Below are 8968 nucleotides of genomic sequence, written 5' to 3'. Positions count from 1 at the left end.
CTGCCGCTCCGTTGCGATGGCGGCGGTGGTGTCAGAGGTCAGTTGTGGCCGAACTTCCGCTCGCGCTTGTGCGAGACGTGCTCCGAGATCGCCTCCACCCCTTCGGGTGTGGGTGCGGTGCTCGTCTGCTCCTTGGGCTCCGTGGTCGTGGCCGCGGAGTGCTCATGGCCGCCGCTGCGGGCGCCACGGTTGTGCCGACTCTGCTTCTTGCCCATGATCGTGCCTCCTGTGCGGATGTCGGACGATGGGCTGCCTTTCAGACTCGCATACAAGTATAAAGGGTGCATTTCGGGTCATGTGTCTCTGCGTCTGAAGTGCGGAGCGCAGTTGCCCGGGAGCATGCTGGGTGTGTGACCTGGTACGGAGCTGCCCGGGGTACTCCGCTCAGCGAGAGCGGCAAAGTGCCCGCGCGGCTGAAGGACGGCCGTGCACCGGACGAACTGTCCCTGGTGCTCGCCCAGGCCGTCGTGAGCGGGGTGGAGTCCGTGGGCGGAGAGGCGGGCGGCGTCTTTCTGCGCTCCCTGACACCGGGACTGCTGCGGCTGGCGGTACTGGCCGGGCTGCCGGGACCGCTCTTCCGCCCCTGGTGGCGGATGCATGTGAACCGTCCGTTCCCCGTGGCCGAGGTCTTCCGTACGGGCCGCGCGGTGCACCTCGCCGACGCCGAGGAGGCCATGCGCCGCTTCCCGCAGCTGATGGCGGGCCTGCCGTTCCCGTTCGGCTCCTTGCACGTGCCGGTCCTCAGTGCCGGCGAGCGGGTCGGGGTCCTGACGGTGCTGCGCCCGGCGACCCCCGGCAGGCCGGTGGGAACCGCCGAACGGCGCAGGCTGCGGAGCGTCGCCGAACGGCTCGGCGCCGCACTGACGGAGCTGGAGTCCAGCGGCACGAAACCGCGGTGGGACGAGGAACCGCTCCCCGTGCAACTGCCCGCCGGCAGCTCGCCGCCCGTACGGATCGGCCGCTTCGACTGGGACCTGGCCAGCGGCGCCGTCGGCGCCGACGCCGAGCTGTGCGGGATCCTCGGCACCGAACCCGCCGAGTTCCCGGGCACGATCAGCGCACTGGCCGCGCAACTGGCACCGGAGGACGTGTACGGCCTGTGGGCCCTGGCCCGTCAGGCGGCGGGGTCGGGCGGTCCCGTCGTACGCAGGATGCGGCTGCGCGGCCCCGACGGCCGCTCGCACTTGCTGGAGGTCTCGGGCCGCCGGGACAACGTGGCCGGCGGCGGTACGGCGAGTCACCTGACCGGCTTCCTGGTGGACCTCGGCATCGGCCCGGTCGTCCCCGAGGCGGCCGACCGGCTGCCGCGGGGGATCTTCTCGCTGGACCGCTTCGGCCGGATCACCTACCTCAACGACCTGGCCGAGCAGTTCCTCGGCCACGCCAGGTCCGAGCTGGTCGGGCGGGTGCTCTGGGAGGTACTCCCATGGTCCGCGAACCCGGCGTACGAGGACCACTACCGGGCCGCGATGATCTCCGACGACCCGGTCCACTTCCTCGCCCGGCGCACCCCTCCCCCCTGGCTCGCGGTCTCCCTGTACCCGGGGCACGAAGGGCTGACGGCTGTGCTCACCCCCACCGAGGAGCCCTCCTGCACTCCGGGGCCGGTCCCCTCACCGGGGCTGGGGCTCGGTTCCCCCGCCGACCGTTCCGCCGCGCTCTACCGGCCGGTCGCGCTGGCCATCGCGCTGACCGAGGCCGTCACGGCCCGGCAGGTGTCCGCCGTGGTCACCGAGGAACTGCTGCCCGCATTCGGCGGCAGACAGCTCGCGATCTACCTGCTCAAGGAGGGCCGCCTCTACCTGGAATGGGAGACCGGCTTCCCCAAGGGCTTCCTGGACGGGTTCGACGGCGTCGGCCTGGACGCCCGCATCCCCGGCGTGGAGACACTCACCTCCGGCCGCCCCATCTTCTTCGAGTCCATGCAGCATCTGAGCGCCGCCTACCCCGGCATCCCCATGGACGCCAATGTCGGCGCCCGCGCCTTCCTGCCGCTGATCGCCTCCGGACAGCACGTCGGCTCGTGCATCCTCGGCTTCGACCAGCCGCGCGGCTTCAGCCCCGAGGAACGCACGATCCTGACCGCGCTGGCCGGCCTCATCGCCCAGGCACTGCAACGGGCCCAGCGGTACGACAGCGAGGCCGCCCTCGCCCGCGGACTCCAGGATGTCCTGCTGCCGCACCGGCTGCCCGTCGTCGACCACGTCGACACCGCCGGCCGCTACCTCGCGGGCACCCAGGGCATGGACGTCGGAGGCGACTGGTACGACGTCATCGAGACGGGCGAGAGGCTGTCCCTGATCATCGGGGACGTCCAGGGACACGGCGTCGCGGCCGCCGCGACCATGGGCCAGCTGCGCAGCGCGGTAAGGGCCTTCGCACTCAGCGGACACGATCCGCAGGAGGTGATGAGCGGCACCAACCGGCTCCTCATCGACCTCGACCCCGGCCAGTTCGCCAGCTGCTGCTACATCGTCCTGGACCCGGCCACCGGCATCGCGCACGCTGTGCGGGCCGGACACCCGCAGCCCGTACTCCGTCACCCGGACGGCACTGCCGAGGTCATGGACCTGTCGGGCGGAGTCGTCCTGGGTGTCGATCCCGACGCGTCCTACCCCGTCAGCGAACTGCACCTCGCCCCGGGCGCGATGCTCGCCCTGTACACCGACGGCATGGTCGAGCAGTCGGGAACGGACATCGACGTCGGCATCGAGCGGCTGCGCCGCACGATCGCCGACCTCGGCCCGGCCCCGATGGCCGACACGGCGGACCATGTGATCGGGCGGGCCAGACAGGCCCCGGACCGGCCCGACGACATCGCCCTGCTGCTCGCCGCCCGCTGGTACGACATCGACGACGGGGCGGCCCGGAGCCGGTGAGCGGCACGCCGAACCAGCCAGGACGCGTGTCCCCGGGGCCGCCTGCGGCAGCCCGCCCTCAGCGCCGGCGTGCGTTCGGGGCGGGAACGAGGCGCACCGCGGTGTTGAGGACATGGTCGATCACATCGCGCGAGGGGTTGTCCGTCAGATTGCTGAGCAGCCGGGCCAGCGTGTTGAGCAGGAAGGGCGAGCCCATCACGTACCGGTTCAGGATCGGCTGGAACCCCGACCGGCTGAAGACGAGATCGGCGGCCGTGTTGCCGAGCCGGTAGTAGCGCCCCCAGCGCCGGTTCATCTCGACCGGGTAGTGGTGCAGCGCCCGCTCCCGCCGCGGGCCCGGGGGCATGGCCAGGCCCAGCGCGGCACTCTGCGCCGCGACCTCCCCGGCCTCCAGCGCCTGACCGATGCCCTCACCGTTCCACGGACTGATCATGCCCCCGGAGTCGCCGACCAGGAGGAGGCCCCGGGTGTACAGCGGATGACGGTTGAGGCCCAGTGGCAGCGCGGCGCTGCGGACGGGCCCCTCGGCATTCTCCTCACGGAGCCCCCACTCGGGAGGTGTACGGGCCAGCCACTGGTCCAGCGTGGCCCGTAGATCGGGCTTGCCGTGCCGGCGGTGCGGGATCGCGCCGAGTCCCACGTTGACGCGCCCGTCACCCATCGGGAAGATCCAGCCGTAACCCGGCAGGAAGCGGTCGCTCCTGGGGAAGCGGAGGTCGGCCCAGAGCTCCAGGAACTCCTCCCGGGAACGCTCGGGGCTGCGGTAGTAGCGGCGGGCCGCCGTGGCGATCTGGCGCTTCGTGTCCCGCTGCAGCCCCATCGCGAGGGCGAGCCGGGCGGAGGCGCCGTCGGCGGCGATGACGACCGGCGCCCGGTGCACCACCGGCGGAGCCGTCCCGGACACCGCGGTCACGCCGGTGATCCGTCCGGCCCGGTCGGTCACCGGCTCGGTCACCTTCACGCCGGTGCGCAGCCGGGCCCCGGCAGCAACGGCATGGCGGGCCAGGATGTCGTCGAAGTCGTGACGGCTGCGGGTGAGACCGAAGTCCGGGTAGCCGCCCAGCGCGGGCCAGTCGATCTGCACCTGCCGGTCCCCGGTCACCCAGCGCATCCCGCGCGACCGCGTCCAGCCCGGTGCGTCGATGTCGATGCCCATCCGGATGAGCTGGTGCACCGCACGCGGCGTGAGGCCGTCCCCGCACACCTTCTCCCGGGGGAAGCCGGACTTTTCCAGAAGCAGCACGTCCACGCCCGCCCGGGCCAGGTGGAAGGCGGCGGACGAGCCGGCCGGTCCCGCCCCCACCACGATCACCTGGGCCTCCTCGGACCGGCCGGCGGGCTGTTCGTCCGGCGGGGACTGGTCTGCGTGCGCTTCCCGCATCGGGAACCCTTTCCTGGGACGGCCGGAGCCGCCGGGGAAGGCGGCCCTGTACACCGACATCCTGTCGGTTCGCGCAGCTCCGCGGCAGGGTGATCATGAGTGCGAGGGGTGTGGTCTCTCGGCCCGTTCGGCGCAGCCGCCGCAACACGGATCGGGGCCGCACGGAGTGCGGCCCCGAGGACGACGGACGGACGATGACGGAGTCAGTACGGCAGCGGACGCCCGGACGGAGTACGCAGATCGAGCGGCGGCGGCCGTGACGGAAGCTGGGGACGTCTGACAACCCTGATGCGGCCCACTGCCACCACCTCCTGTCGGTCACCCGACCTATGCCCGGCGGTAGGCCGTTCACACCCCCGCGGGCCGGTGATCGCTTTCCGTGACCGCGGCCGGCCTGCTCCGGCGGCCCCCGGCCCGCGTCGGCGAGCAGCCCGAACGGCCCTCCCGGCCGAGGAGCAGCTCGACCGCCTTGGTCAGGAACACAGGCGCCATTCGCGGATCATGCCCGGCGGTTGCCGCGCCGGTGGACGGGCGCGGCAACCGGGCGGGGGGCCGCATCACCCGGTCGGAACGCCTCCACCGGCTCCCGGGCGGGGAGCCCGGTCCCACACGGTAGGACCCGCTCCGCGTTCCGCCCCCGGCAATCCGTGTTAAACCTGGATATGTGTGTGGGACAGGTCGGTTCCGGGCGTGGTTTCACCGCTCCGCCCGGCGGCCGCATCAACACGATGGCGGACGCCCGGGCGGTGACGAGCATGCCACCTCCGAACCGGACGTGAAGCGGTCCCCACCGGTCCGGAGGCTGCGTTCCCGCTTCGGCGCCCGCACCGTGGCCGGGCAGGTCTTCTTCACGACGCTGGGGATCGCGGTGCTGCTCGTGGTGGCCGCGGTCGTCTCGCTCGTGCTCCAGGGCAGACGCGACAGCACGCACGAGGCCGAGGCCCGTTCGCTGAGCGTGGCGGAGACCTTCGCGCAAGCGCCCGGGACCGTAGCGGCGCTGGACAGCAAGAACCCCACCGCCGTACTCCAGCCGCTCACGGAGGAGATCCGGAAGCGAACCCGCGTCGAGTACATCGTGGTGGCCGGGACCAACGGAATCCGCTACACCCACCCCGACCCAGCGTTCATCGGGAAACACATATTCGGCCCGTACAAGGAGGCGCTGCACGGCGAGAGTTTCACCCGCATCTCCACCACGAGCCGCGGTCCCGCGGTCGCCTCGGTGGTGCCCGTCCGACGGCCCGACGGCTCGATCGCCGGGCTGGTGTCCGTGGGAATCACCGTCGAGACCGTGAACGCGCTGGCCAGTCCGAGCATCCCGTTCGCCATCGGCACGGCGCTGGCCGCGCTGGCCCTCACAACAGGTGCCGCGGCCCTGGTGAGCCGTCGCCTGAGCCGCCAGACACGCGGCCTCGGCCCGGCCGAGATGACACGGATGTACGAGCACCACGACGCGGTGTTGCACGCGGTCCGCGAGGGGGTCCTCATCATCGGCGCCGACCACCGGCTGCTGCTGGCCAACGACGAGGCCCGAAGGCTCCTCGGACTGCCCGCCGACGCCGAGGGCCGCGCGGTGACGGACCTGGGGCTGGAGCCCCGCACAGCCGAACTGCTGGCCTCCGGCCGGGTTGCTACGGACGAGGTGCGGCCGGCCGGGAACCGGCTGCTGGCCGTCAACCTCCGTCCCACGGGTGAGCGCGGCGGGCCGCCCGGCGTCGTGGCGACCCTGCGGGACACCACGGAGCTGCGGGTCGTCACCGGCCGGGCGGAGACTGTGCGGGAGCGTCTGATGCTCCTGTACCGCGCGGGTGCCAGGATCGGCACCACCCTCGACGTCACCACGACCGCACGGGAGCTGGCGGAGGTCGCCGCCCCCGGATTCGCCGACTGCGCGACGGTCGACCTCGCCGACGCGGTGCTGCGCGGAGAGGAACCGGAGCTACCCTCCGGCAATGTGATACACGTACGCCGCACCGCCATCTGCGGCACCGGCACGGACCACCCCCTGTACCCCCTCGGCCGCGTCGTCGGATTCGTGCCCACCGACCCCGAGGCCATCGGCACCAGCGGCGGTCACACCTGGATGGTGCCCGACCTGACCGCGTCCTCGCAGTGGCGGCAACCCGACCCCGAGCAGGCCGCGAGAATCCTGGAGTACGGATTCCACTCGCTGCTCTCCGTACCGCTGCACGCGCGCGGTGTCATCCTCGGCATGGCCAACTTCTGGCGCGCGCAGAACGAGGAACCCTTCACCGCCGAGGACCTGTCGTTCGCCGAGGAGCTGGTGGCCCGGGCGGCCGTCAGCGTCGACAACGCCCGGCGCTACACCCGCGAGCACGAGATGGCGGTGACCCTGCAGCGCAGCCTGCTCCCGCGCGGTGTTCCCGAGCAGAACGCCCTGGACGTCGCCTTCCGCTACCTGCCGGCGCAGGCCGGGGTGGGCGGGGACTGGTTCGATGTGATCCCGCTGTCCGGTGCCCGGGTCGCCCTGGTCGTCGGCGATGTGGTCGGGCACGGTCTGCACGCCGCCGCCACCATGGGCCGGCTGCGCACCACGGTGCACAACTTCTCCACGCTGGACCTGCCGCCCGACGAACTCCTCGGCCACCTCGACGAGCTCGTCGCCCGGATCGACCAGGACGAGCAGACCGACGGCGGCGTCGCGGTCACCGGTGCCACCTGTCTGTACGCGATCTACGACGCGGTCACCGGGCGCTGCTCGATCGCCCGGGCCGGCCACCCCGGGCCCGCCCTCGTACTGCCCGACGGCACCGTCGAGTTCCCCGAGGTTCCGGCCGGCCTGCCGCTGGGGATCGGCGGAATGCCCTTCGAGACGGTCGAACTGGAGGTGCCCGAGGGCAGTCGTCTGGTCCTGTACACGGACGGTCTGATCGAGCGCCGCGGCCGGGACATCGATGACGGTCTGGAGCAGCTGCGCCGGGCCCTGGCCGACCGCGACCGGACCCCCGAGGAGACCTGCGACGACGTGCTGGAAACCATGCTGCCCACCCGTCCGGGCGACGACGTCGCCCTGCTGGTGGCCCGCACCCGCATCCTGGACCCGGCCCGGCGCGTGCAGTGGGAGGTGGCCCCCGATGCCTCGGCCGTCTCGGGCGTCCGCAAGGAGGCCACCCGGTGGCTCGCCGACCAGGGGCTCGACGAGGAGGGGTTCGTCACCGAGCTGATCCTCAGCGAGCTGGTCACCAACGCCATCCGCTACGGCTCCGAGCCGATCACCGTGCGGCTGCTGTACGACCGGGCCCTGATCTGCGAGGTGTCGGACTGCAGCAGCACCTCGCCGCATCTGCGCTACGCCGAGACGACCGACGAGGGCGGGCGGGGGCTGTTCCTCGTCGCCCAGTTCGCCGAGCGCTGGGGCACCCGCTACACCGCGCGCGGCAAGGTGATCTGGTCCGAACAGACACTTGACGAGCCGGAGCCGCCACCCGAATAGGGCCGCACCGGCGGCGACGCGGGGTCCGGCAGCAGCTGCCGGACCCCGCGCCGTTCGTTCATTTCATGAGGGGCGTCACGGGAAGGACACCACGTTCGACGGGACGGTGGAGGTCCCCGACGTGGGTGATCCGGTGTTGTTGATGACGTGTTCGTACTGGCCCTGGCCGCCGAGGGAGACGACGAGCAGGTCGTGGAACTTCACTCCGGGCTTCACCGGTGCCTCGAAGCCGTGGTCCTGGCGGATCGTCGGGTCCACGTTGAAGTAGCAGTAGCTGCCCAGCCCCCAGCCCTCGTGGGTGGTCACGGAGTCGTCGACCTTGTAGGCCGCGAACCCCTTGGTGCTGCCGTTCTGGACGGCGGCCTGGTTGGGGGCGTCGTACGCCTTCTCGTTCTGGAAGAAGATCGTCTTGCCCCTCTCGCCGGACCAGCGCACGTCGTACTTGTTGAAGTGCTCGACGAACAGTCCGGTCGCCAGGACGTCGTCGCCGTTGACCTGGAGGCCGTAGTCGGCCCGGTTGGTCTCCCAGCCGATGCCCTCACCGTGGTCCGCGCGCCACAGCCAGGTGTGGTCGATGATCGTGTCGTCGTTGTTGATCACCATGCCGGTGGTGGCCTTGCCCGCTCCCGCACCGCCGACCCGGATGAACACGTCCTGGACGGTGGTCGGGTTGGCCGCGTGGTCGGCCGAGGCGCCGTCGGGGCCGACCTGGACCAGTACCTGGGAGTTGGCCGGACCGGCGTCGACGAGCAGGCCGGCGAGCTTCACCCCGTCCACGTCACCGACCTTGATGGCCGTGACCCCGTTGTCCGGGATGATCGTGGCCAGACCCAGGCCCAGCACGACCGTGTTGGCGCGGTCGATGTTGATCGTCTGGTTCACGTGGTAGATGCCCGGCGTGAACAGCAGGTGCAGGCCCTGCTGCACCGCTGCGTTGATGGTCGCGGCCGAGGCTCCGGGCTTGACCACGTAGAACTGGCTCAGCGGGATGGACTCGCCCTGCGGCGTGCCGTTCCACGAGACGCCGCGTGCGTTGGTGCGCTTGGCGGGGACGAACACGTTGTAATTGTTGCCGTCCAGGTAGAGGAACGGCTTCTCGCGGGAGACCGGGGTGTTCTCCAGCGTGGTGTACGGGGGGTTGGGGAAGCTCTGGGCGGGGGCGCCCTCGACGCCGGAGAAGGTCATGTTCCAGACGCCGTTGCCCCAGCTGCCGACCGAGCTGTCGCGGGTGTACCACTGCTGCTGCGAGTACGG

6 protein-coding genes are annotated in these 8968 nt (G+C 71.6%); 2 read left to right on the top strand and 4 right to left on the bottom strand.

From position 1 onward, the window contains the following. Positions 1 to 38: 38 nt before the first annotated feature. Positions 39 to 215: a hypothetical protein gene (locus J1C73_RS08700; RefSeq protein ID WP_164494555.1), complete on the bottom strand. Its 177-nt coding sequence runs from the start codon at positions 213 to 215 to the stop codon at positions 39 to 41. Between the two features lie 135 nt (positions 216 to 350). Here J1C73_RS08700 and J1C73_RS08695 point away from each other — a divergent pair, with 135 nt between their 5' ends. Next, positions 351 to 2879, top strand: coding sequence for a SpoIIE family protein phosphatase (locus J1C73_RS08695; RefSeq protein ID WP_207315833.1), 2529 nt, complete (start codon positions 351 to 353; stop codon positions 2877 to 2879). 58 nt (positions 2880 to 2937) lie between these two features. On the opposite strand, the gene J1C73_RS08690 is transcribed toward J1C73_RS08695, so the two are convergent. Both J1C73_RS08690 and J1C73_RS08685 read right to left on the bottom strand, forming a co-directional pair. Further along, a complete protein-coding gene (locus J1C73_RS08690) occupies positions 2938 to 4260 on the bottom strand; it encodes a geranylgeranyl reductase family protein (RefSeq protein ID WP_207315832.1) in 1323 nt (440 codons plus the stop codon). A 348-nt stretch (positions 4261 to 4608) separates the two neighbouring features. Next, positions 4609 to 4752: a hypothetical protein gene (locus J1C73_RS08685; RefSeq protein WP_207315831.1), complete on the bottom strand. Its 144-nt coding sequence runs from the start codon at positions 4750 to 4752 to the stop codon at positions 4609 to 4611. 283 nt (positions 4753 to 5035) lie between these two features. Here J1C73_RS08685 and J1C73_RS08680 point away from each other — a divergent pair, with 283 nt between their 5' ends. Next, entirely contained in the window at positions 5036 to 7714 is a 2679-nt protein-coding gene (locus J1C73_RS08680; protein WP_307797629.1) for a SpoIIE family protein phosphatase, read from the top strand. 75 nt (positions 7715 to 7789) lie between these two features. Here the strand turns inward: J1C73_RS08680 and J1C73_RS08675 are convergent. Further along, positions 7790 to 8968, bottom strand: a 1179-nt coding sequence (locus J1C73_RS08675; protein ID WP_504743046.1) for a pectate lyase-like domain-containing protein, incomplete at its 5' end; no start/stop codon positions are given.

The organism is Streptomyces laculatispora (assembly GCF_017353455.1).
GTDB lineage: Bacteria > Actinomycetota > Actinomycetes > Streptomycetales > Streptomycetaceae > Streptomyces > Streptomyces laculatispora.
This window is presented reverse-complemented; position numbering and strand designations above follow the sequence as displayed.

What these genes read in the sequence shown, in the direction of transcription:
- J1C73_RS08690 (WP_207315832.1), bottom strand. Translation starts at nt 4,260, where the DNA reads ATGCGGGAAGCGCACGCAGACCAGTCCCCGCCGGACGAACAGCCCGCC.
- J1C73_RS08700 (WP_164494555.1), bottom strand. Translation starts at nt 215, where the DNA reads ATGGGCAAGAAGCAGAGTCGGCACAACCGTGGCGCCCGCAGCGGCGGC.
- J1C73_RS08685 (WP_207315831.1), bottom strand. Translation starts at nt 4,752, where the DNA reads ATGGCGCCTGTGTTCCTGACCAAGGCGGTCGAGCTGCTCCTCGGCCGG.